General features: G+C 44.9%; 27 protein-coding genes. 18 read left to right on the top strand and 9 right to left on the bottom strand.

What is annotated here, in order from left to right; all coding sequences use genetic code 11:
* Positions 1–123: 123 nt before the first annotated feature.
* From UQW94_RS06790 to UQW94_RS06805, 4 genes are all read left to right on the top strand, one after another.
* On the top strand, positions 124–1,923 hold the full coding sequence (locus UQW94_RS06790; protein WP_005388694.1) for a cation:proton antiporter: 1,800 nt from the start codon (positions 124–126) through the stop codon (positions 1,921–1,923).
* 238 nt (positions 1,924–2,161) lie between these two features.
* Positions 2,162–3,181 (top strand): type 2 isopentenyl-diphosphate Delta-isomerase, encoded by a 1,020-nt coding sequence (gene fni / locus UQW94_RS06795; protein WP_322142127.1) that lies wholly within the window; start codon positions 2,162–2,164, stop codon positions 3,179–3,181.
* Positions 3,182–3,375: 194 nt separating this feature from the next.
* A complete protein-coding gene (locus tag UQW94_RS06800; RefSeq protein ID WP_322142128.1) occupies positions 3,376–3,639 on the top strand; it encodes a DUF3012 domain-containing protein in 264 nt (87 codons plus the stop codon).
* Between the two features lie 252 nt (positions 3,640–3,891).
* Positions 3,892–4,290, top strand: a complete 399-nt coding sequence (locus UQW94_RS06805; protein ID WP_005388696.1) for a GFA family protein — start codon at positions 3,892–3,894, stop codon at positions 4,288–4,290.
* 93 nt (positions 4,291–4,383) lie between these two features.
* On the opposite strand, the gene UQW94_RS06810 is transcribed toward UQW94_RS06805, so the two are convergent.
* Positions 4,384–4,734, bottom strand: a complete 351-nt coding sequence (locus UQW94_RS06810) for a rhodanese-like domain-containing protein (RefSeq protein WP_025768015.1) — start codon at positions 4,732–4,734, stop codon at positions 4,384–4,386.
* Between the two features lie 267 nt (positions 4,735–5,001).
* Between UQW94_RS06810 and UQW94_RS06815 the strand changes: the two genes are divergently transcribed.
* The 3 genes from UQW94_RS06815 (at position 5,002) to UQW94_RS06825 (ending at position 7,239) form a co-directional block, all read left to right on the top strand.
* Entirely contained in the window at positions 5,002–5,292 is a 291-nt protein-coding gene (locus UQW94_RS06815) for a co-chaperone GroES (RefSeq protein ID WP_005373989.1), read from the top strand.
* A 33-nt stretch (positions 5,293–5,325) separates the two neighbouring features.
* Positions 5,326–6,924: a chaperonin GroEL gene (groL, locus tag UQW94_RS06820; protein ID WP_053304624.1), complete on the top strand. Its 1,599-nt coding sequence runs from the start codon at positions 5,326–5,328 to the stop codon at positions 6,922–6,924.
* A gap of 105 nt (positions 6,925–7,029) precedes the next feature.
* A complete protein-coding gene (locus UQW94_RS06825) occupies positions 7,030–7,239 on the top strand; it encodes a hypothetical protein (RefSeq protein ID WP_115386481.1) in 210 nt (69 codons plus the stop codon).
* Positions 7,240–7,369: 130 nt separating this feature from the next.
* Here the strand turns inward: UQW94_RS06825 and UQW94_RS06830 are convergent, their stop codons facing one another.
* Positions 7,370–7,981: a LysE family translocator gene (locus UQW94_RS06830; protein ID WP_308387471.1), complete on the bottom strand. Its 612-nt coding sequence runs from the start codon at positions 7,979–7,981 to the stop codon at positions 7,370–7,372.
* 109 nt (positions 7,982–8,090) lie between these two features.
* Between UQW94_RS06830 and UQW94_RS06835 the strand changes: the two genes are divergently transcribed.
* Both UQW94_RS06835 and UQW94_RS06840 read left to right on the top strand, forming a co-directional pair.
* The gene (locus UQW94_RS06835) at positions 8,091–8,981 is read left to right on the top strand and encodes a LysR family transcriptional regulator (RefSeq protein ID WP_258650052.1); all 891 of its coding nucleotides are present in this window, start codon (positions 8,091–8,093) and stop codon (positions 8,979–8,981) included.
* 59 nt (positions 8,982–9,040) lie between these two features.
* Positions 9,041–9,412, top strand: coding sequence for a VOC family protein (locus UQW94_RS06840; RefSeq protein ID WP_258650054.1), 372 nt, complete (start codon positions 9,041–9,043; stop codon positions 9,410–9,412).
* Positions 9,413–9,510: 98 nt separating this feature from the next.
* Here UQW94_RS06840 and UQW94_RS06845 read toward each other — a convergent pair whose 3' ends face one another.
* Positions 9,511–9,732 carry a hypothetical protein gene (locus tag UQW94_RS06845; protein WP_017635120.1) on the bottom strand — a complete coding sequence of 74 codons (222 nt, stop codon included), beginning with the start codon at positions 9,730–9,732 and terminating at the stop codon, positions 9,511–9,513.
* Positions 9,733–9,854: 122 nt separating this feature from the next.
* Here UQW94_RS06845 and UQW94_RS06850 point away from each other — a divergent pair, with 122 nt between their 5' ends.
* Positions 9,855–10,382: a TetR/AcrR family transcriptional regulator gene (locus UQW94_RS06850; protein WP_005373975.1), complete on the top strand. Its 528-nt coding sequence runs from the start codon at positions 9,855–9,857 to the stop codon at positions 10,380–10,382.
* Between the two features lie 44 nt (positions 10,383–10,426).
* Here UQW94_RS06850 and UQW94_RS06855 read toward each other — a convergent pair whose 3' ends face one another.
* Positions 10,427–11,377, bottom strand: a complete 951-nt coding sequence (locus UQW94_RS06855; RefSeq protein ID WP_322142129.1) for a helix-turn-helix domain-containing protein — start codon at positions 11,375–11,377, stop codon at positions 10,427–10,429.
* Positions 11,378–11,561: 184 nt separating this feature from the next.
* On the opposite strand from UQW94_RS06855, the gene UQW94_RS06860 reads away from it, so the two are divergent.
* From UQW94_RS06860 to UQW94_RS06875, 4 genes are all read left to right on the top strand, one after another.
* A complete protein-coding gene (locus tag UQW94_RS06860) occupies positions 11,562–12,974 on the top strand; it encodes an ethanolamine ammonia-lyase subunit EutB (RefSeq protein WP_322142130.1) in 1,413 nt (470 codons plus the stop codon).
* Positions 12,967–13,851 (top strand): ethanolamine ammonia-lyase subunit EutC, encoded by an 885-nt coding sequence (eutC, locus tag UQW94_RS06865; RefSeq protein WP_005373971.1) that lies wholly within the window; start codon positions 12,967–12,969, stop codon positions 13,849–13,851. Before UQW94_RS06860 ends, eutC begins: the two co-directional genes overlap by 8 nt.
* Before the next feature lie 11 nt (positions 13,852–13,862).
* The gene (eat, locus tag UQW94_RS06870; RefSeq protein WP_005373969.1) at positions 13,863–15,266 is read left to right on the top strand and encodes an ethanolamine permease; all 1,404 of its coding nucleotides are present in this window, start codon (positions 13,863–13,865) and stop codon (positions 15,264–15,266) included.
* 187 nt (positions 15,267–15,453) lie between these two features.
* A complete protein-coding gene (locus tag UQW94_RS06875) occupies positions 15,454–16,509 on the top strand; it encodes a nitronate monooxygenase (protein WP_322142131.1) in 1,056 nt (351 codons plus the stop codon).
* A 38-nt stretch (positions 16,510–16,547) separates the two neighbouring features.
* Here the strand turns inward: UQW94_RS06875 and UQW94_RS06880 are convergent, their stop codons facing one another.
* Entirely contained in the window at positions 16,548–17,027 is a 480-nt protein-coding gene (locus UQW94_RS06880; RefSeq protein ID WP_005388723.1) for a peptide-methionine (S)-S-oxide reductase, read from the bottom strand.
* A 217-nt stretch (positions 17,028–17,244) separates the two neighbouring features.
* On the opposite strand from UQW94_RS06880, the gene UQW94_RS06885 reads away from it, so the two are divergent.
* Entirely contained in the window at positions 17,245–17,985 is a 741-nt protein-coding gene (locus tag UQW94_RS06885) for a DNA-binding transcriptional regulator YciT (protein WP_017635127.1), read from the top strand.
* Here UQW94_RS06885 and UQW94_RS06890 read toward each other — a convergent pair whose 3' ends face one another.
* The 4 genes from UQW94_RS06890 to UQW94_RS06905 form a co-directional block, all read right to left on the bottom strand.
* Entirely contained in the window at positions 17,986–18,879 is an 894-nt protein-coding gene (locus UQW94_RS06890) for a DMT family transporter (RefSeq protein WP_322142132.1), read from the bottom strand.
* 154 nt (positions 18,880–19,033) lie between these two features.
* Complete coding sequence (locus UQW94_RS06895; RefSeq protein WP_042523322.1) at positions 19,034–19,390, bottom strand: VOC family protein; 357 nt, start codon at positions 19,388–19,390, stop codon at positions 19,034–19,036.
* A 29-nt stretch (positions 19,391–19,419) separates the two neighbouring features.
* On the bottom strand, positions 19,420–20,073 hold the full coding sequence (locus tag UQW94_RS06900; protein WP_017635129.1) for an isochorismatase family protein: 654 nt from the start codon (positions 20,071–20,073) through the stop codon (positions 19,420–19,422).
* Between the two features lie 32 nt (positions 20,074–20,105).
* Positions 20,106–20,831: an NUDIX domain-containing protein gene (locus UQW94_RS06905; RefSeq protein WP_005373953.1), complete on the bottom strand. Its 726-nt coding sequence runs from the start codon at positions 20,829–20,831 to the stop codon at positions 20,106–20,108.
* 298 nt (positions 20,832–21,129) lie between these two features.
* Here UQW94_RS06905 and pncB point away from each other — a divergent pair, with 298 nt between their 5' ends.
* The 3 genes from pncB (at position 21,130) to UQW94_RS06920 (ending at position 23,853) form a co-directional block, all read left to right on the top strand.
* Positions 21,130–22,440 (top strand): nicotinate phosphoribosyltransferase, encoded by a 1,311-nt coding sequence (gene pncB, locus UQW94_RS06910; protein WP_042523435.1) that lies wholly within the window; start codon positions 21,130–21,132, stop codon positions 22,438–22,440.
* 320 nt (positions 22,441–22,760) lie between these two features.
* The gene (locus tag UQW94_RS06915) at positions 22,761–23,120 is read left to right on the top strand and encodes a hypothetical protein (protein ID WP_005373947.1); all 360 of its coding nucleotides are present in this window, start codon (positions 22,761–22,763) and stop codon (positions 23,118–23,120) included.
* 214 nt (positions 23,121–23,334) lie between these two features.
* Positions 23,335–23,853, top strand: coding sequence for a glycine zipper 2TM domain-containing protein (locus UQW94_RS06920; RefSeq protein WP_238844263.1), 519 nt, complete (start codon positions 23,335–23,337; stop codon positions 23,851–23,853).
* Positions 23,854–23,891: the final 38 nt, after the last annotated feature.

Here is a 23,891-nt window from a genome sequence, read left to right on the forward strand (position 1 = left end):
AGCGATGTCATCGAAGGTCAGTCGTTTGATTTGCACGTTCGGTTGTTTCTATTTGACCGTAAGGCTGAATGTATTCGGGTATAGCGCATTCACGCGAAAAAAGACAAAAACAGGTAATTATTGATGCAAGTGGGTAATGAAGCGCTGGTGCTGTCAGCGGTTGGGGTTATTGGTTTAGGTTGCCAATGGTTAGCTTGGCGATTGCGTTTGCCAGCGATTTTATTTTTGTTGTTGGCAGGGCTGATCGTCGGGCCATTTATGCAGTGGTTAAATCCTGATGAGATATTAGGTAATTTGCTCTTTCCGTTGGTTTCTTTAGCGGTGGCAGTGATTTTATTTGAAGGCAGTTTGACCTTAAATTTTAAAGAAATTCGTGGCGTGAGTGGTTCGGTATGGAGCATTGTTTCCATCGGGGCGATCATTTCGTGGGCAGCGACCAGTATCGCAACACACTATTTCCTCGGCTTTACTTGGGAGCTTGCCATGTTGTTCGGCAGCTTAACCGTAGTAACAGGGCCGACGGTCATCGTGCCACTTCTAAGAACCGTAAGACCTAACAGTACGCTTGCTAACATTTTGCGATGGGAAGGGATTTTGATTGACCCGCTCGGTGCGCTTTTTGTTGTGATGGTTTACGAGTTTATCGTATCTCACAGTGCGATAAATAGCGTCGAAGTGTTTGGGACGATCATTGCTGTCGGTGTCATGCTAGGTGCGGCCTCAGGCTATGCAGTTGCGACGATCATGCGTCGTTCTTGGCTACCGGAATATTTGCAGCCATTTGCGGTTTTGATGGTGGTTCTAGGTGTATTTTCGGTCTCTAACCACATTGAGTCTGAAGCTGGGTTACTAACCGTCACCGTAATGGGTATGTGGCTCGCAAACGCTAAAGACATCAATATTCAGCAAATTCTGCATTTTAAAGAGCATTTAACCATTTTACTGATCACCGGATTGTTCATCTTCCTTGCGGCTCGAATCAGTCTGGATGATTTTGCTGCGCTAGGTAGCGGTGCGTTATTGTTGTTTGTATTTATGCAGTTAGTGTCGCGTCCGTTATCGATTTTTCTTTCAACCTTCCGCAGCAACTTGCGTCTCAAAGATAAGCTGTTTTTGTCTTGGGTTGCACCGCGCGGTATTGTTGCTGCTTCGATTTCGTCTCTTTTCGCGATCAAATTGACTGAATACGGCATTGATGAAGCGATTTTACTGGTCCCTATGACCTTCATGGTGATTATAGGAACGGTCGTGTTACAAAGTGCGACGGCACGTCCTGTAGCGCTGACGTTGGGCGTCGCAGAGCCAGCACCACGCGGCTTCTTGTTGATTGGTGCTAACCGAGTAGCAAGAGAAATAGGGCAGGCGTTGTCGCGTTATGACCGTCGCGTATTAATGACTGACTCAAACTGGGAGTACATCAGTCAGGTTCGTATGTTGGGACTGGATTACTATTACGGCAACCCTATTTCTAGTCACGCGGACGACAACTTGAACTTGATAGGAATAGGTCAAGTGGTTGCATTAACGCCCGATCAGCATTTCAACATTATGGCTTGCATGCAATTCGTCGACGAGTTCGGGGAAGATAAAGTTCACTGCTTACAAAAAGTGAAAACCAACAGCAATGGCAGCGAGAAGCACTCCGTGGCTCAGGAGTACCATGGTAAATTGCTGATGGGCGGCAATGTAAGCTATACCCAGCTAGCCAGTATGTTAAGTCGTGGTGCAGAGGTTAAACACACGAAATTGAGCGATAACTTCACGTATCAAGATTATTTAGCGCATCACAAAGGTAGTTCAGTTGTACCGCTGTTCCATGTAGAAGAAAAAGGAAAAATTCAATTCTGTGATGATCCAGAGCAGTTTGAACCAACGACGACAAGCACTGTTGTGTCGCTAATTCTGTCGGACAGCGTAAAGTAAACTACAGAGCAATGTGATCCATTTGCATCATGGGTATCGTACGCTGATTATCTCAATTTGAAGAGAAACTTGCCGGCTTGTTGAAAACGGAAAGCGAGTTTCTTTTCTTATAATGTCAGGGGCAGTCGAGATTCATTACTCGTTTCGGAAAAGTAATCCGGCAAATTCACAAAATTCGCATTGACGTTACTGATAAGGATCGCAATACTGCGCGACTGTTTTACTTTAGGGTGACATTATGGCTCCGCAAACTAACCGAAAAGATTTACACCTAGATGCTGTTTTACATCATGATATGAGCATGAAGCATAAAACGGCGGGTTTTGAGTCTGTCGAGTTCGAACACTGTGCGCTGCCAGAATGTGACTTTCACGCGATCGATTTATCGACAGAGTTTCTTGGTCATCAATTAGCGCTACCATTTTTGATTAGCTCGATGACTGGCGGAGCAAAAGACGCAGAAACGATCAATTGTCGTTTGGCTGAAGCCGCAAGTGAATTAGGTATTGCCATGGGTGTGGGCTCGCAACGGATTAGCTTAGAAGAAAGTCAGCATTCGGGCTTGGGTAAAACCATTCGTGAGTTGGCGAAAGAAGTACCGTTGTATTCCAACCTTGGAGCCGCTCAATTGCTCGATAAAGGTAAACTCGATAATGCACAACGTGCGGTTGAGGCGATTCAAGCAGATGCCTTGTTTGTGCACGTTAATCCAATGCAGGAAGCGTTTCAGAAAAATGGCGACCACAATTGGGTTGGTGTTTTCCAGGCAATTGAGATGCTTAAATCTCGCGTGAAGGTTCCTATCATTATCAAAGAAGTCGGTTTTGGTATTAGCGGACACGTTGCGCAGCGATTAATTGATGCTGGTGTGGATGCAATCGACGTTGCGGGCGTGGGTGGCACAAGCTGGAGTGCGGTTGAAGGGTATTGCCAAGATAATCCGAAAATGCAGCGTGCAGCCGAGCTTTTCCGCGATTGGGGTGTCCCTACAGCAACATGTTTGGCTCAAATCCGCGCACTGCATCCTACATTACCCTTGATCGCCTCGGGAGGTGTTCATAACGGACTTGAAGCGGCGAAAGCCATTCATTTGGGTGCTAATCTCATTGGGCAAGCTGGTGCGGTATTAAAAGCTGCGACGATCAGCACGCAGTCTGTCGTCGATCACTTTGAACAAATGGCATTAGAGCTGCGTTTAGCGTGCTTTGGTACTGGCTCTTTTAAGGTTGGTGAGCTAACAAAAGCGCGCTGCCTATAGCTTTTAGAATGGCGCGCTTTACACAGAGTCGCTCAATAATTTTTCGGTGTCTTAACACGTAGACTGATAATTTCGTTATAGTTGATACAAAAGTCACTTCAGCTAGTGACGCCTTTATTCAGACACTTGAATGGGCATGTGTTGAAGAGATTGAGTTTAATTTTACTATTGTTTGCAACTGGAACCTCAAATTTATGAAAAAACTAGTCATGCTGATGTTGGCGGCTTCTGCTTTGACCGCTTGTAGTGATGAAGTGGGCACTGAAGGCTGGTGTAACGACATGCGCGATAAGCCAAAAACAGAATGGACAGCAGACAACGCGGTAGACTTTGCAAAGCATTGTGTTCTGCAAGATGGTGTCGGCAGCGAGCAATGGTGTGAAAACCTGAAAGATAAGCCGAAAGGTGACTGGACTGCAAACGATGCGACCAGCTTTACTAAACACTGCATTTTTTAAGCACAGCGGAACGCGCCTTTTCTGAGGCGACATTCTGTGAGGTAAACACCAAGCGTTATTGCTTGGTGTTTTTGTATCTAAAATAGCTCGATTTTTCACGTGTCGAGCGCACTTCCCTCTGAATGGAATGTTTTACATTTTCGTTTCATTTTTGAAAACCTGTATTGCCTGTCTTTAATTTTTCGTATTGCAGTGGCATGGTGTCGAGATAGCCATCTAATTCAATTAGATTCATAACAAAAAGGAATTCAAATGGAAGTACTAAAAGGCTCATGTCTGTGCGGCAAGGTAAAGTTGGAAGTGGCAGATGAATTCAAGTACATGGGAAATTGCCATTGCTCTGAATGCCGCAAGTTCACAGGTTCTGACTATTCATCTGCCGGTGGTATTGCGTTGGATAAACTGCTTATTATCCAAGGGAAAGAAGATATTCAAACTTATCAGAAAAGCGAAAATACCATGCTATGCTTTTGTCGCCACTGCGGATCAAGTCTGTATTCGAAAAAGAACAATGGGATCGTCAATATTCGCCTTGGTATCTTGGATGACACACCTTCTCACAAGCCTGATTTCCATATTTTTGTCGCGTCGAAAGCGCCGTGGCTCGAGATATCGGATAACCTGACTCAATTTGATGCAGGGCCAAAATAGAGTTGTTGTAGATAAGTATTTAGAAACAGAGCGCGTTACAATACGCTTGCGACGCGCTCTGTGCTTTTACTTTGTATATTAGAACGGAGACGACTATTTGGCGTCTTGTAGTTCTTCAAAGCCACCTGCATTGTGCAGATTCGTAAAGCCTTGCGATTGTAAGTATTGATACGCTTTGCCAGAGCGGTTACCACTGCGACAGTACAACACGATAGCTTGATCTTTATCGACGTCTTGAAAATGTTTATCAAGTTCAGATAAAGGGAAGTTGACGGCATTATCCAAATGCCCTTCAGAAAACTCTTGCGGCGTGCGCACATCGACAATCATCGCGCCCTCGTCAATCAATTGCCAACCTTGTTCAGCGCGTTCAGAAGCTGACACGTTGGGTGAGAGGAAGCCAACGCATAACGTTGCAAGAAATAGAGATACGGCCTTTTTCATTGTTTGATTATCCTTTTTAAGAGTACGTAACCACTCTAGATTTGATTGAGCACATTTTCCATCATAAAGAGATGCTAAGTGGTTGTGAATGCGATAATTCGATAGAAAATTTTATTTAATTTAATAAAAAATTTTTATCAAATTCACCTCTTGAACTCTCATTTTTCGACCTTATTATTTTCATCGAAAGCGAGCTGTCGACTCGCAAATCCATCTTGATGTTTATTTTGTCTTTTATTTTTGGTTCCAAGTAGGAGGCACTTAAAAATGAAAATTCGTCCTTTAAATGACAAGCTAATTGTTGAAAGACAAGAGGTGGAAAATAAATCTGAAGGGGGAATCGTTTTAACTTCTCAGTCGGTGAAAAAATCAAACCGCGGGAAAGTCATTGCTGTTGGTTTAGGTAAACGTCTTGAAAATGGCGAACGCGCTGCGATGGAAGTCAAAGTGGGCGACCAAATCATTTTCAATGACGGTTACGGCGTGAAAACCGAGAAAATTGACGGCGCAGAATACTTAATTCTGTCCGAATCTGATGTGTTAGCAATCGTTGAGTAATTATTTTTGTAGTAGTTTTTTGAGGAGATAACCATGGCTGCAAAAGACGTATTATTTGCTAATGACGCACGTCAAAAAATGCTGAAAGGTGTGAACTTACTGGCGGACGCAGTAAAAGTGACACTAGGCCCGAAAGGCCGCAACGTTGTGCTTGATAAATCTTACGGCGCGCCAACCATCACCAAAGATGGCGTGTCTGTAGCGAAAGAAATCGAACTGAAAGATAAGTTCGAAAACATGGGCGCACAAATGGTGAAACAAGTGGCGTCCAAAGCGAATGATGAAGCGGGGGACGGTACAACGACCGCTACCGTACTGGCGCAATCTTTCATCAATGAAGGTCTTAAAGCGGTAGCCTCTGGCATGAACCCAATGGACCTAAAACGTGGTATCGACAAAGCCACTGAAGCGGCGGTTGAGAAACTACGTGAAATGTCTAAGCCATGCAGCGACAAAGAATCCATCACCCAAGTGGGTAGCATTTCTGCAAACAGCGATCGCGCGATCGGTGAAATCATTGCAGAAGCGATGGAGAAAGTGGGTCGCAATGGCGTGATTACGGTTGAAGAAGGCCAAGGTCTAAACAACGAATTGTCTGTGGTTGAAGGTATGCAATTTGACCGCGGTTACTTGTCGCCATACTTCATCACTAACCAAGAAAATGGCAGCGTAGAGCTAGACAACCCTTACATCCTATTGGTGGACAAAAAAGTCAGCAGCATCCGCGAGCTATTGCCTGTACTAGAAGAAGTGGCGAAATCTTCTCGCTCGCTATTGATCATTGCTGAAGACATCGAAGGTGAAGCGCTAGCGACATTGGTTGTGAACAACATGCGCGGCATCGTGCGTGCGACCGCGGTGAAAGCGCCTGGCTTTGGTGACAACCGTAAAGCGATGATGGAAGACATTGCGGTACTAACTGCTGGTACGGTCATCTCTGAAGAAATCGGCCTAGAGCTCGAAAAAGCAACGTTAGAGCAACTAGGTAGTGCGAAGAAAGTGACCATCACCAAAGACACAACAACCATTGTGGGTGGCGCAGCAGAAGCAAGCGCGATTGCTGATCGTGTGGCTTCGATTGAAAAACAAATCGAAACAACCACCTCTCAATACGATAAAGACAAGCTTCAACAACGTGTTGCGAAGCTTTCTGGCGGCGTAGCGGTGATCAAGATCGGCGCTGCAACCGAAGTTGAGATGAAAGAGAAGAAAGATCGCGTGGACGATGCACTACACGCTACTCGCGCAGCGGTTGAAGAAGGTATTGTTGCTGGTGGTGGTGTTGCCCTAACTAAGATCGCGAAAGAATTGGCGGATCTAAAAGGCGACAATGATGACCAAAACGTGGGTATCCGAGTTGCGTTACGTGCAATGGAAGAGCCTCTTCGTCAAATCGCAACTAACGCAGGTGACGAAGCTTCTGTTGTGGCGAACGCTGTCAAAGCTGGTGATTCCGATTACGGTTACAACGCTGCAACAGGTGAATACGGCAACATGATCGAAATGGGCATCTTGGACCCTGCGAAAGTAACACGTTCAGCGCTTCAATTCGCAGCGTCTGTTGCTGGCTTGATGATCACCACTGAAGCGATGATCACCAACCACGTTGAAGACAAAGAACTTGATATCTAACGTCATCAACCGTTAGTGATTAAGTAAGCGTTAAAATAACAATAACATTGCAAAACCTAAGCGGGCTCGCTTGAGCCCGCTAATCAGTCATTTGAGGTAAGTGTTATGACCCGTTTACCTGAGTTTTCTTTCTCAATATCTGAGCCGGGCGGTAATGAAGCTTCGTCAACGTGGCCGACTGCTATTCACTTCCCCCTCGTTCCAGCTGGGCCAGAGTTTTCGATCGAAAATGCTCTGCCTAAACGTCCGACGGTGACGATATTCACTATCGATCTGTCTCAGTTATTTAAAGGGGACGCTCGGGTCATCCATTAACTGTATCGAAACAGCCAGCGCACGTTGGCTGTTTTTTCTAATTTAAGGTATTGATAATGCAGATTTTTATTTGATTACTGCCACTTGTTCAATGATCAATTTGAACTGGGGTAATCGGACCGCAAGCGTACTACACTTTTAAGCCCAGCATCGCGCCGAAAATGATTAATCCCGCCCCACATGCTTGATTGAGTCGATGCTTAATCTTCAACAAGAAAGCTTGTAGTTGGGGTGACGTGAATAAAACAGCAACGATAGAAAACCAAATACCATGCAGCGCAATCATATAAATCCCGTAAAACAAGGCGATGTGTTGCTGACTAGAGTCGGGAGAAATCACTTGGCTAAAAATACTCAGAAAAAACAGCATCGTCTTGGGATTGAGTAAATTACACAGAAATCCCTGCATGAAAAATCGCCACATTGAATACTCGCTCTGTTGAATGGTTTCTGAGTTTGACGCAGGCTGCGAGGAGAATATTCCTTTAATCCCAAGGTAGACAAGATAAGCGGCCCCAAGATAGCGCACGAGATTAAACAACCATTCATTTTGTGAAATTAAGTAACTGATCCCCAGCATGGAGTAAGCGATGTGGATGCTGATCGCCATGCTGATACCAATCGCACTGTACACGCCTGCTTTTCGTCCTTGATTTAAGCTATTTCTTAATACCAAAACAAAGTCTGCGCCAGGGCTAATAACAATAAGCACACCTAATAACGCAAGAGTTACAAATTCCATATCGATTTCCTGTTTGAATGATGAAGTCTGGGATGTAGCGGAATTGTAGGCGTCTTTATTACTGACTATAATCGAAAAATATTCCCATATTGGTGAGAAAAACTCACAGATGCGTCACCTGAAATCTTTTTATGTCTTCCACGTTGCGGCGAGTTCTTCAAGCTACACTGAAGCGGCTGACAAACTGAACATTACCCACGGAGCCGTGAGTAAGCAGATCAAGCAACTTGAGCAATATCTGTCTCAACCTTTGTTCTTCAAAGAGGGCAGGAAAGTCGTGTTGACGGCAGAAGGCGAATTACTCAAGACATACACAGAAACGGCATTCCAAACGCTAGAAACAGGCGTGAATACGCTTATGCAAGAGAAGCATCAGCATCTTGAAGTGTCTTGTGAACCGACATTAACCATGCGCTGGTTGATGCCAAGGTTGGCCGCGTTTAATGATGAACACCGTGCTGATGTTCGTTTGTCGACGGCTGGTGGCCCGGTAACATTAGGATCAACTGGGCTTTCGATGGCGATTCGTCGAGACGATTTTGCGCAGCATCACGATTACGACAAAACCATTCTTGTGGAAGAGTGGGTGGGGCCGGTATTTTCTCCTGAGTATTGGCAATCCATTAAAGACAATTTGAAAGCAGCTCGATTGTTGAATAGCCAAACCAGACCGAATGCTTGGGCGGATTGGCAGCAATCAACACGTTGTGAAACTTTCAACGGCAACATTCAGCAATCATTCGCGCATTTTTATTTTTGCATACAAGCCGCAGTGGATGGCTTAGGCGTCGCAATGGGATCGTATCCTTTTGTCATGGACGATATTAAGCGTGGTAATTTGGTCGCACCATTTGGGTTTTCTCCATCAAGTTGCAATTATGTTTTATTGAGTCAAGATAAAAAGCGTACAGAACTCGAACATAAATTTATCACGTGGTTACAAACGCAAATGGCAGAGTGTGTGCCACTGTCATCACAGCAGATTACGCAAGGCGAATAGAAGGCATAGAGCGAGATTACGTCAGTCAGTTTTATGGAAAAAGGCTTAGGAAATTGGAAATGGAAAACCTCAATATTGTTGAAGTCAAATCATTTGTTCCGGCGAAAGATTACGCGCTATCAAAACGCTTTTATGAGGCGATTGGCTTTGAAATGGCGTCAGACTTCGGTGATGTAGCATACTTCTCTCAAGGTAGCTGCGCGTTTCTTTTACAGAATTTTTATGAGCCAGAACACGGCAATAACTTCATGATGCACTTGCTCGTAGAAGACGCAGAAAGCTGGCATCAGCACTTATCCAAAGTGGGTCATGAAGAATTTGGTTCGCGTTTGACTGAGCTGGTCGAGCAACCTTGGGGCATGCGCGAATGTTGTTTGTTTGACCCTAGCGGCGTTTTATGGCGAATTGGTCAGAACATGAATACTGACTAACGCCAGTCTTATTTTCACCACATCTACGCGCAGGTATTGAGATCTCGATATCTGCGCGTTTTCTTTTTTACTTAGCCTTGCCAACGTTTGTAGCGCACTCACGCCTTTTTTGAGGTGGTGTGCGATGGGCTAACGCCAAAAAACTCCTCAAGCAGCATGGCTTTGAGTTCTGCTCTGACTTCTGCGCCACCGATTAACGCCAAAAGTGCGAGTCCTCCTGGAATAAGGATGACCATTAATATCGGTCTTAAAATATACGAAAAGCAGAAGATGGTCGGGAAGAAAATCAATCCTTGGCCTAGTTTGTTTAATACGTACATGAGCGATTCCTTTTGTTTTTATATAAAATGAGCATGCTCAATTTTATAAATGAGCGCGCTCAATTTGTCAATCTCAACCACGCAAGGTATGATCCTTTCAGGCTCATTAAGCAGACACATCAATGACGAAGCGACAACAAACCAGAGATAAAATTCTAAAAGCCGCATGGGCATCTTTTGCTCAAAATGGCTATGACATGACGACCACAAGGCAGATAGCGAGAGAAGCAGGAGTAGCCGATGGTACAGTGTTTAGCCATTTCCCGACTAAACTGTCGATTTTGCGCGAAGGGATGCTGGCGCAACTGCAACAGATCAGCCAAGAAACGCTAGTCAGTGTGGAAGGTAAAACCGATATCGACATTGGTTTGGCGCTGACGGAGAAATACTATCGCTACTATTTTGCGAACGTTGAGCTGAGCCGAGCTTTGTTGAAAGAAGTGATTTGGGATTTGGATTATTATCAGTCGTTTAACCAAGCTTTGTTTCAATCTGTAAACGGAAGCTCCGTCCTTGAGGGAAAAATACCGCTGATTTTTGACTGCTATTTTATGACGTTAATCTCGCACTTGAGCCGTGCAGAACCGGATGTTGAAGCGGCACTTGAAGAGCTTCATGCTAAGTTTCAGCAAATCATTGCGACTGCATAACATGGCCCCAACGCAGGATCTGAAAGAATATACTGCCTGTCATTTTATTTGCTGGGCTCCCATTTTCTCGTTTCAGTTGGCGTCTCACCAAATAGCCGCTTGTAGCTTTGACTGAACTGCCCGAGATGGAAAAAACCAAAGTCAAAAGCGATTTCTGCAATTGTTCGATTATCTTCAGGGTTTTGTAGCACTCTACGTACTTGATTCAGGCGTATTCGATGTATGAACTGCTTTGGGGAAGTATTACAGCAATGTTCAAAGGTGTACTGTAGTGTGCGACGACTGACGTGTACTGCGTCACACAGTTCACTGACGGTTATCGGTGTACGGTAGTCTAGATCCTGTAGCTGTTGTTTTATACGCTGCATCACGTGTTGACGATGAGAGATTGATATCGGATGGCTCGTGTGCAGTGAACTGAGTGAGAACAACTCCAGCACAATATCTTTTAAGATTGCTTGATGTGTGGTTTCAGACCATCTTGGCTCGGCGGAACCAAGTAACGTGCCTAAGTAGTATTTAAGTTGTTGAATGTGTTTTTCCGTCAAACCCGTTAAGTGTAATGTGTTGTTTTGGATACTCCCAAGCTCAAGTTGATTTTCTATGATGTGAACGAAGTTTTTGTCGAGCACTATTCCATAGATAGAAAACTGCTCCGGTGTCATTAACTCAAAATCAGCGCCACCTTGCCTAAGCAAAAGTTGGCTTGAATTAAACTGACTGTGATTTAGGTGTAGCGGCTTATTTTCCGCACTCAAACCCAACCAAATACCTCCCTCTTCAACCCTGCATTGCTGTCTTAGCGAGCGGTTACTGTCTTCACGAAACACATGGAAATTGGGAAATCGTCGTTCTCGAATTTGACCTAAAAATCGACCATCGCTGAGTTGGTCATATTCCTGTTGCCAGTTTATCAGACTCGCAGCTTGTTGGTTTGCATCCTTAGTGTGATGGATGCACAGCATTGGTGCAGTTTGGGGCATTTGGTTACTCATCCTTGTGATGCTCATTCCTTTTTTGTGAGTCATGTTGGAGCAGTATTTACATAACTCATTGTTTATTATTGGTTTATAAATGTTGCCAGTTTTTGATAACGCTACGGAACACATTTGGCAATACTTTCTTAAAGCTTATTGATAGTTCAGCAAAAAGCGAACCAAATAGTGAAGAGGAAGAGCAATGACGGCAACTTATCGTCGGCAACAAGGAAGTAAAGTCTATACCTTTAAGTCATTAGCTGACTTGATGGCGAAAGCGACACCGGAGCGCTCAGGCGATGCGTTAGCCGGGGTTTGTGCTCAGTCAGCGGCAGAACGTGTAGTCGCACAAATGGCGCTGTCTGAGTTACCACTTAAAACGTTTCTTAACGAGGCGGTTATTCCATACGAAAGCGACGATATCACTCGCCTAATTATCGATACGCATGACCTTGAAGCCTTTAAGCAGATTGAGCACTTGACGGTCGGAGATTTTCGAAATTGGCTGCTGAGTGAAGAAGCCGATGGTGAAACGTTGGCTAAAATTCGTCAAGGTTTAACACCAGAAATGGTGGCCGCAGTCAGTAAGATTATGCGCAACCAGGATTTGATTCTCGTTGCTAAAAAATGCCAAGTTGTCACGGCTTTTCGGAATACGATAGGTTTGCCGAGTCGCCTGTCTACTCGCTTACAGCCGAATCATCCCACTGATTCTCTCAACGGTATCGCAGCGACCATTTTTGATGGTCTGATGTACGGAAATGGCGATGCGGTTATCGGTATCAATCCGGCAACAGATAATGTGCCTCAAGCTATCAAGTTAATGAACTTAATGGATGAGGTGATTCAACACTATCAAATACCGACTCAGTCTTGTGTGTTAACTCATGTAACGAACACGATCGAAGCCATTGAAATGGGCGCACCAGTCGATCTCGTTTTTCAGTCGATAGGCGGCACGCAAGGGACGAATGATACCTTCGGAATCGACTTGTCGATTTTGAAAGAGGCCCATGAAGCCGCGTTGTCTTTGAATCGAGGTAGCGTAGGAAACAATGTGATGTATTTTGAAACCGGACAAGGTACCGCGCTGTCTGCGAATGCATTTCATGGGGTCGATCAACAGACTTGTGAAGCCCGTGCTTATGCTGTCGCGAAACAGTTCGATCCTTTGTTGGTTAATACAGTTGTTGGGTTTATTGGCCCTGAGTATCTGTTTGATGGCAAACAGATCATTCGTGCTGGGCTTGAAGATCATTTTTGTGGGAAGCTGCTTGGTTTACCCATGGGTTGCGACATCTGTTACACCAATCATGCCTATGCCGATCAGAATGACATGGATAATTTGCTGACACTGTTAGGCGTGGCCGAGTGCTCTTTCATCATGGGTATTCCAGGGTCTGATGACATCATGCTCAACTATCAAACTACCTCATTTCACGATGCCCTTTACGCAAGAAAAGTATTCGGTCTGAAGCCAGCTCCAGAGTTTGAACAATGGTTAATGGAGATGCAGATTTTCGAGAGCGTGCAAGACGTTCGGTTAAGTGAGCAAATCTCTCGCTCGTTTTCGGGAGCAATTAATCAACTGAATAAGGGGTATTCTCATGGGTAAAGTAATCACCATTGCTCAGTCCCCACAAGATGAGTCTGAAGTTGTCACACACAACCCTTGGGGCAAGTTACGCGACTTCACCTCTGCTCGGATCGCTCTGGGTCGCAGCGGAAACAGTGTACCAACCAACGAGTTACTCTCATTTCAGCTGGATCATGCCCAAGCTATGGATGCAGTGCATTGCAGTTTGAATATTGAGTCTCTCGTTGCTGGTTTGTCGGACTCTTACTCGATTCTTGAAAATACCTTAGAGCCTCCAGTGGTAGTGAGCAGCCAAGTGAGTGATCGGCTTATGTACTTGCAAAGGCCCGATTTAGGACGGCAGCTCGATGAATCTTCTTGGAAAACGCTCAACTCGATAGCAAATGAGCATAACACTGACATTGATCTTGCGATTGTTATTGCTGATGGACTTTCTTCCGTCGCAATTCAAAACCATGCCGTGCCTGTTGTTACGCGATTGATTTCTCTTTTAAGCGCTGATGATGAACATCAATGGAAATTCACACCTATCACAATCGTAAAGCAAGGAAGAGTAGCGGTAGGGGATGATGTTGGTGAATGTTTTAACGCTAAGGCCGTGCTGGTTTTAATTGGAGAGAGGCCCGGTCTAACTTCTCCGGATAGCATGGGTATGTATCTCACTTGGGGGGCTAAACGAGGCTCTAAAGATTCCCAAAGAAACTGCATTTCCAATGTGCGCCCTCAGGGGCTCAACTATGACGATGCCTGTGAACGCGCATTTTACTTGCTCAAGGAAGCTCGAAAATTACAACTGTCAGGAGTGAATCTGAAAGATCGCTCAGATATCAATGAGCCAAGTGGCGCAAGCGTTGAAGATAAACACAGCGACAACTTTTTAATTTCATCAAAGTAGAAGGATTTACTATGTCTAAACATCAGGAGTACTTGGCCAAAAGGCAGCTAAAAAGAGGCACCGCAGGTTGGATTTTACTTGCTGGCTTAGGTGTCTCGTATGTTATATCTGGTGACTTCGCCGGTTGGAACTTTGGCATCGCTCAAGCAGGATGGGGAGGCTTTCTTATTGCTGCTATCGCGATGGCAGTAATGTATTTCACGCTAGTATTGTCTTTAGCTGAAATGTCTGCGGCTATTCCTGCTGCGGGTGGTGGTTACAGCTTCGCAAGACAGGCGATGGGGCCGACAGGCGGCTTTTTCACTGGCTTATCAGTTTTGATTGAATATGCGCTCGCGCCTGCTGCGATAGTGATTTTTATTGGCTCAGCCGTGAATGAATTGGTTGGTATCGATGGCCCTGTTGTTTACGCACTTTTCTACGCCGTCTTTATCGCTATTCATATGGCAGGTGTTGGCGAAGCTCTCAAAGTGATGATGGTCATCAGCGGTTTGGCTGTGCTAGCTATTCTCATTACTGCTGCTGTGCTTATTGGTCACTTTGATGTTAATAACTTATTCGATATTGCTCCGGCGACGGCTCAGGCAACAGAAATCTTGCCGTTTGGGTGGTATGGCGTATGGGCTGCGTTGCCATTTGCAATGTGGTTGTTTCTTGCGGTTGAAGGTGTGCCTTTAGCGGCAGAGGAGGCAAAAAATCCGGCAAAAGATGTTCCCAAAGGCATCATTGGTGCGATGCTGTTTTTATTGCTAACCGCAACTCTCGTAGTCGTCCTTTTGGCTGGTGCGGTTGGCTCAAAGGTCATAGGCGATAGCGCGGTGCCATTAGTTGACGCCCTAAAGCTTACGGGCAATTCAACGGTAGCAATGGCCGTGAACTTACTTGGATTGGCTGGTCTTATCGCTTCTTTCTTTTCAATCATTTATGGTTACAGTCGCTTGGTGTTTGCGCTTTCCCGCGCGGGTTATTTACCGCAAACTTTGTCATTAACCAGTGACAAAAAAGTGCCTTCTCGTGCGCTTTTGGTTCCGGGCGTTTTTGGGTTCTTGGTTTCACTTACGGGTGAGGGGGACTTAATCTTGGCGATGGCTGTTGTCGGTGCGACTGTATCGTACGCATTAATGTCCTTGAGCCATATTTTATTGCGAATTAAACAGCCGGAATTAACTCGTCCATATAAAACGCCTGGTGGGATAATTACTTCGAGTATTTCTCTGGTGCTTTCTTTGATCGCAATGACAGGTGTTTATGCTTTTGATCCCTCAGCCTTTTTCATGACAATGGGATTGTTTCTTATCGGTGGTGTTTATTATGGGTTATACAGCCGCAACAAACTGGTGGCAGCAACCGCCGAGGAAGAGTTTGCCATGCTGTCTGTAGCAGAGCTAGAGCTTGAATCAGATGTCGTACGATAGTCACTTTGATTCTTGTTATTCAGCATATTAAGGGAGCCATAGGCTCCCTTTGTCATTTCTATCAAAAGTGCATAGCGCACAAATGCATCACTTTAACTTTATAAGTGTTTAATCATGTGAAAGTCTAGTCTGGATAACGATGGCGCAGATCCATCACAGGTAAAGGTTAAGTTTTCAAGGAAAGATCATGATAAACAAGGTATTTAATACACTTTTGGGAACAGAGTTACCGATTATTCAAGCGCCAATGGCCGGTGTGCAAGACAGCCAAATGACCATCGCCGTCAGTAATGTTGGCGGGCTTGGCTCGTTACCTTGTGGAATGCTGAACAAAGACGCCATCGTAAAAGAACTTCAACTTATCAAGCAGGCAACTAACCGACCGTTTAACCTCAATTTCTTTTGCCATGAAATGCCGGAGTATGACGCCAACAAGCACGAAAAGTGGCAAAAAACGCTGCAACCGTATTTTTCCGAGGTTGATGCAACCGTTCAGACTCAGCCAAACGCTCCGACAAGGATGCCTTTCAATCATGATATTGCTGACGCGATTGAACCATTTGCACCGCCAGTGATCAGTTTCCACTTTGGTTTGCCAGACGATGATCTGTTAGCTCGAATTAGAGGGTGGGGAGGGAAGATCCTTTCGTCAGCGACCACGGTGGACGAAGCACTTTGGCTAGAAGCAAAAGGCGTTGACGGTATTATCGCCCAAGGCTTGGAGGCTGGTGGACACCGAGGTATGTTTTTATCGGATGATTTAACTACTCAATTAAGTTTGATGGCGTTATTACCACAAATCGCCAAACGGGTGAATTTGCCTGTTATTGCTGCAGGCGGAATCGCTGATAGAAGTGGGGTGGAAGCCGCGTTGAGATTAGGAGCGAGTGCCGTTCAAGTTGGCAGCGCCTATTTGTTGTGTGATGAGGCGAAAACATCGTCTTTACATCGATATGCCATTGCCAGTGAACGCGCGCAACATACCGCTGTGACCAATGTTTTCTCGGGCCGACCAGCGAGAGGCATTGTGAATCGCGCGATGTCGGAGCTAGGCTACATCAGTGAGTTTGCGCCGAAATTCCCATACGCCTCCATTGAAATGGCTCAACTAAGAGCGCTTATGGAAAAGCAAAACCGAGATGAATTCACACCGTTGTGGTGCGGACAAAACTCGTCGGGTTGTAAGGAAATATCGGCGGCAGAAATGACATTGTCATTAGTGGAAGGCATCGATTTAAACTGATATGCATCTTGCCTTTTAAAGCGATGCTGACTGAATGGTTACGAGTTATCCCTGTATTTATGTAGTAAATCTAATGGGATGTGGCAGTAATCATTCGGAAAGTTTGTGAGTCTGTCTTGGTGCTCATCATCACTTGGCACATAATTTGTGAGTGGCAGTACTTCTACGGCGATCTTGTCGGCGTCCGGTCGTGCTGCGATAAACGCTTTCGCGATGGTGAGATGCTGTTCGTTTTGGCTATAAACACCAGTACGGTACTTCTCACCTACGTCTTCACCTTGCTTGTTAACGCTGTAAGGGTCGATTATCTCAAACAAATACCCCATTAAAGTTTCAACCGAAACTTGCTCAGCATCGAACTGGGTTTTCACGCACTCTGCGTAGCCATCGTATTCGGATTGAGTGTTATCCGTTGTGCCATTTGCTCGCCCGGCTTCTGTGTTGATTACGCCCGGAAGGTGGCGCATAAATTCTTGCACGCCCCAAAGGCAGCCGCCTGCGAAGTAAATTTCTTCCATTACTTTGATCCTAGTCTCTATCGTTGTTGGGATGTAGGGAGTTAACCCCTCTTCTTCCATCCCATTTTCGTTGCCCTATTATCTGTTGATGGGAGCGATATTCGCAAGGTACAGCTTGGCTAATCAGACCACGCGTTTTTTCCTTTTTACTTTCAAGTTCTTTTCATATGAAACATCAGGTGAGTATACTGTAAGCTCATCAATAAGGAGCGAACCTGTGAACCCAAGACAAAATGAAATCCTGCAATTAGTGAACGACCGTAAACGCGTTCAAGTCACAGAGCTTTCTGACATCATTGGCGTGTCGGGTGTGACCATCAGACAGGATTTGAACTTTCTGGAGCAACAGGGCTACCTAAAGCGCGTTCACGGCGCAGCTACCGCGTTGCAAAGTGATGACATTGATGCCCGTCTAGAAGTACGTTTCGATATTAAACAATCGCTCGCAAACCAAGCTGCGGATTTGGTCGCACCGAATGAGACAGTGCTGATTGAAGGAGGCAGTGCCAATGCGTTGTTGGCTCGGACATTGGCTGAGCGCGGCGATGTGACCATCATTACGCCATCGGCGTATATCGCCCATCTCATCCGTAACACTTCTGCCAACATTATCTTGCTTGGTGGCGTGTATCAGCACCAAGGCGAGAGCTTGGTCGGACCGCTGACTAAGTTGTGTATTGAGAACATTCATTTCAGCACGGCCTTCTTGGGTATTGACGGCTTCCATCAAGACACTGGCTTTACTAGCCGCGACATGATGCGCGCTGAGATCGCAGAAACCATCATTGCGAAAAAAAGGCGCAATATTGTTCTAACGGATTCTAGTAAATTTGGGCAAATTTATCCCTCATCAATTGGTAAGACTGACGAAATATCAGTGCTGCTGACTGACAAAGCCGCTCCGAAAAGCGACCTTGAACAAATCAAAAAGCGAGGTGTGGAAGTTATATTAGGCTGATTAAGCCACGCTTCGTTTTCGCTTCGCGAGCATTGCTGTTGGGGAGAAACCGGTGACTAGCATAGTGCCGCTAAGCACTAGAATTGTTCCTATGATGGTGTTAGAGCCGACGGGCTCATCTAGCACCAAGTAGCCCCATAAGATACCAAAAACAGGAACAAGAAAAGTGACAGTCAGTGCTGACGCTGGGCCGATATCAGAAACTAAGCGGAAATAGAGCAAATAAGCGAACCCTGTGCATACAACGCCGAGCGTGACAACAGAGCTCCATTCGAAATGACTTGGTTCTGCACGCATTGGTAAGAATGGTAGCAGCGGCAGTACCCAAATAACCGCCGCCCACATGCTGCCGTGAGCATTGTCAAAAGCAAGTACTTGTGGCGCATTTTTAGTGTAGTTGGTAGCAATGCCATAGCTGAAAGAAGCCATCAAACTGGCGGCAATAGGGAGCATGGCTTCTTCACCTATGGTTGAAGTATCTAAGCCGACCAAGACTGCAACGCCTCCAATGCCTATTAGCATACCGAGAACAGATTTCGCTGTGAGTGGGCTGCGGTACCAAACAAAGCCAACTAGTGCTCCCCATATTGGGGCGGTTGAGTTCAATATTGCTAAAGTTGATGCATTCAGTGTCTGGGCTGCGTACGCAAAGAGTAAAAATGGAACTGCGCTATTGAATAAGCCAATAATAAAGAAGTGTTTAGTATGCGCAGTTAACGTGAGTTTCTTCTTCAAATATACGGCGATCAATAACAAAGCGACGGCGGCAAATGTAACTCGAAATTCGATTAAGTAAGCCGGCCCGAATGTGTTGGCGGCGACTCGCATAAACAGAAACGAGCCACCCCAAATAGCAGCGAGGCAGAGTAAGCGAAAAAAACTGACGGCAGTCATTTGACATCCTTGGTCGAGGTCTAGCGCCTCATCGATTAATTGTTGCGCTAACAGTGAATTAAACCAAGGATGAGGTCAACCAGAAATGTAATGCCAGTTCCGGATCTGGCTAGCTTGGGCTCACGTTGATGGTGTGTTGTTGATTTGTGATCACTTAATGGCTCTCTGACCATACTGCGAATTCATTTCCACTCGGTTCAGTGAAGTGGAATCGACAGCCGCCGGGGAATTCGAAAATAGGGCGGATAATTTTTCCACCATGCTGCTCTACTTTTGTCTGAGTGGCCTGAATGTCTGAGCTATAAAATACTAAAAGTGCGCCACCATTTGCGGTTTGGTTTATAAACTCAGATTTGAAGAATCCGCCATCCAACCCTTGTCCTGAAAATGCAGAATATTCTGGACCATAATCGGTAAAGCTCCAGTCAAAAGCACGCTCAAAAAATTGTTTGGTCGCACTGACATTAGTGGAACCAAATTCAACGTAATTCAATTTTTCATGTTGATGCATGGTGAAACCCTTCTCGGTTACTATCGTTTCTAGGCGAACTTTTCTACGATGATGTCGTCCGCTTTTTCGACAAATAATGCGCCATTATCTCTGAGCTCTGTCAGCACATTCTCTACATTATCAGGCAGCACCGCACGAGTTGAAGCAAGATTAACTACCACATTGTAGCCAAGTTCCAGCGCTTGCATGACGGATTTTTTCACGCAAAAGTCTAAGGCAAGGCCACCGATAACTAAGGTATCAATCCCGTTGAACTTTAGAAATTCATGCGCACCTGTCGTTTTGGTGTCGGCAATATCATGGAAAAAAATACCGTAAGGGTGTGCGTCAGGATCCATACCTTTATTAACTTGAAAATCATAGTCCAACACGGGTGGTAAGCCATCTAGCAGCTCAGAACCTGTTGTGCCAAGCACACAGTGACGGTTCCACTTTATATCCACATTCGGTAAACCAACGGGCTCAAGCATATTGGATGGCGATTCTGCATCCCACTTTGCTTTTGGTGGGTGTAAGTCACGACTGACCAGTTTTAATCGGCCTTTGGCATGATTGTTCAAAAGCTCCGGTACGATTTCCAACGCACCTGCAACGGGCAGTTCATTTGGACATAACTCACTAAAGCCTTTCTCTGGATCAACGTCGATCACTGCTGTAGTTTGATAGTTTACTCGAACAGTCATGGCAGACTCCTTGTCTGTCTGATTGTCTGCGTTTATCCACGCAAACAGTTTTGAAAAAAGGTTACTTCGTCGCTAGTCAGCGTATATACCATTGCGGGTTTTCCACCTTTGCCTTTGTTGGTTGAAGCGACTTTATTAGTGGGTTTTAGTACGCCTGAATCTATCAAGCGGCGCTTAATCGTCATTCGGCTGATATCAATACCAAACTCTTGATAAGCAGAAATGATGTCCGCAACCAAAAACTCTTTGTCTAATGCAAACAAAAGAACCGATGTGTATTCAATGGATGCACGAAGCTTTTGCCACGCTTTTTCAATGGTTTTTTGATGATCAAATGCGAGGGTTTCTTCTCCATTGAGAATAGCCTGTAGCGAAAACCATTTAAGTTGGCATTCCGGTACACCTGCATTATTTATTTGCTCTACATTGTTACGATCAACTAAGGCGTAGTGCGTAATGTTTAAGCTCCAGTCTTCTGGATCGCGCTTTGGATCACCGTCGATAAACGCTTCGCTAAAATGGCGAGGGTAGGTATGGATTTTCTCACGGCAAATTCGGCGACGCGCCGCTTCAAAGTTTTCATCGGCCGGGCGTCCGCCTTCACTGGTTAAGTCTTTATCAAAGACAAATCCGCCCGGTAGTGCCCAGACTCCATGGTATGGCCGATTTGGATTTGAACGTTTAATCAACAACACTTCCAATCCCTTATCGGCACAGCCAGATAGCCTGAATGGAATAATGTCGACAGATACGATCATGGTTGGGTCCTAATATTGATTTGTAAGTAATCTAGCGCATAACAAGTGGTCAATCAATGGGTAAGTAACGAGTTGTTAGAAACGTTTTCGGTAGTGTTCTTAATACGGTTTGAGCATAAATTTACGGATGACTCTGACTTATTCACAATGCTTGCTCGAATTCTAGACAAAAAAACCTTATAAAAATGAGTGGTTAGTAACAAAAGTTGACAAACTATAGATGGGTGTTTATTGTTTACGCAAATTAGTTAGTAACAAAAAGTTATATACCCAGGAAGGGCATGTAGAAGGGCACCTAATGACCACCAAACTATTTTCTTCCCGCATCATTCAAAGCGCTTTGGATTTCGATGTCTACAAAGTCAATATGATGAGCGCTGTAACAGCGCTTTACCCTGATGCGATGGTGTCATATAAGTTTATCGTGCGCAGTGAGGAAGACCTCTCTGAGCTTTTGCCCGAGGTAAAAGCCGAAGTCCTTAAACTGCAAGATATTCAATTTACGCAAGAAGAAATTGAATATATTAAGCGTGTCGCGCCTTACCTGAATCCTGACTTTGTTGATGCACTGCGCCATTTCCGTTTCAACCCACAAAGCGATGTCTCTTTCCATAACAAAGCCATGGCTGATGGCTCAAGCCAGTTAAGAATTACCATTAACGGTTTGTGGCGAGACACCATCTTGTACGAAACGATCATCATGAGCATCGTGTCTGAAGTTCGTAGCCGTCAGCGTTGGTCAGATATCCCTGTTGCGCAATTTACCACTGTTTTAGAAGAGAAAGTTCGACACCTAAAGTCGGAACTAAAACGTCGTAACATTACTAACTTTAAATTTTCTGACATGTCGACGCGTCGACGTTTTTCCTTTCAAGCTCAGCGCACTATGCTGGAATATTTGTGCCAGGAAGTGCCGGAATGTTTGACAGGAACAAGTAACTATCACTTAGCAAAAGAGCTAAACTTGACGCCTATCGGCACCGTTGCTCATGAATGGTTTATGGGACACCAAGCTCTGGTGAATGTGCGAGATTCGCAAAAAGTGGCGTTGCAACGTTGGCAAAAAATGTTTAATGGTGCACTAGGTATTGCGTTAACCGATACGATTGGTATCGATGCTTTCCTTAAAGACTTTGATGAAGAACTAAGTAACGCATACTTCGGTGTACGTCACGATAGTGGTTGCCCTTATAGCTGGGGTGAAAAAATGATTGCACACTACCAGTCGCTGAATATAGACCCATTAACAAAAACACTGGTGTTTACCGACGGACTTAACTTCGAACAAGCGTTAGATATTTGCGAGTATTTCCAAGGACGTATTCAGGTGAGTTTTGGTATCGGTACTTTTCTTGCCAATGATATGGGTGATTATGTCAATAAAGATGGTGAAGCCTACCAGCCACTTTCTATCGTGATAAAAATGGTCACGTGCAATGGTTCACCGGTCGCCAAAATCAGTGACGAACCTGAGAAAGCCATGTGTGAAGATATCTTCTTTTTGATGAATCTCAAGCGCCGCTTTGAACAACCTCTTGATTTAAATGAGTGTCGTAAAATGATTGATCGTTTAGAAACTGAAGGTCAAAATTATCTCATCGACGCGTAGGCGTTATCCTCTCTCCATGATAAGCACCCTCTATCGTTACGACAAATTTATATAGGTAAACGTGGAGGGTGATTTCGTTATAGTAATATACAGAAGTAACCAGATACAGCGCAGGAAAGCACTCAAAAGTTGATGTGTTATCTGCCTTTGATTGGTGTAAATCGATACGTTACAGCATCGTGGACGGTGTATCTCATCCGACACTAAACTCAGTCTAATCACGTAGTTTATTCCCACGTACCATGAGCTCACTCGGGTATAGACGTCTATCTGCTTTTATGACTTTGGGCTTCACGTAGTTGCTTGAATCAGGAGTCAAAATGAACCTAGTAGTACATTTGCAAAAGAAAGCGATCCGAAAATATGGCTATGAGATGGCCACTCGCCAAGCATGGAAGTGTGGTATCAAGGCAAATCTTGTAAAGCGCGTGATTGGCCTTTTTAAAGGACAAATTGTTTGTGTGGTTGAAGGTTGCCGAGCAGAGTTTTCTTCTCCTCTTAATAACCCCCTTCACGAAGATGACAAGCAGGGGCGATATGTGTTTGTTGGCGGTGTATGCTGGGAACCAAATAACATTATAGCGCCTGGTTTCCCTGATTTTATGTTTATGCACGTGCGTAATCTAAGCCACCGTCATAAGTATTTAACGGATGACGAACTATTTTTGAGCTTGGCTTAAAAATAAATCTCATAGACTAGTCCAGCCCAATCATAATCAGTAGTGATACAGTTTTAGCTCTGTTGACATTCTGCTGAGTGTTTCTTGACGTACCTCTTATAAAACAGTGTTTCTTTACTTGTTAATAACAGAGGGTTTGTTTTCGTCTGATGTGATTTCCCTTTTGCGATTTACCATAACGCTCATCAAAGCAAACCATACTGGGATGTAAATCATGAATATGAAATCTATCGCAATTGCAACGGCAGTTGTTGCTGTACTAGCAGGCTGTAAAGACAAAACGCCACCAGCTCCAACTCAAGCAAACATTACTTTGGTTGAAGCGGTGACTGAAACGGTGAAAAAGCCGCACCAAGTATGTAAAGACGTGGTAGTAACCGAGCAAGTTGCCCCTGCGGATGACAATAAAATTATTGGTACGGTTGGTGGCGCAGCAGCTGGAGCAGCGCTGGGCAACCAAATCGGTGGTGGCTCAGGTAAAGTGATTGCAACTGCAGCTGGTACGATTGCTGGTGCAATGACAGGTCGTAAGATCCAGGAGAATGTGCAAAAAGGTGATGTAGTAACAACGACGAAAAAACAGTGTCATACAGAATATACGACATCTGATAAAGTAGTGGGTTACGACGTCACTTACGAAGTTTCAGGTGCACCAACGACGGTTCGTTTGGCGAGCAAGCCAGCGACAAAAACGTTCCCAATTCAAGATGGTAACGTTGTTCTACCACAATAGTTAGCGACTTAACCGAAGCGATTAACAAGCCCTTTTAT

Source organism: Vibrio sp. PBL-C16 (assembly GCF_034321865.1).
Taxonomy (GTDB): domain Bacteria; phylum Pseudomonadota; class Gammaproteobacteria; order Enterobacterales; family Vibrionaceae; genus Vibrio; species Vibrio alginolyticus.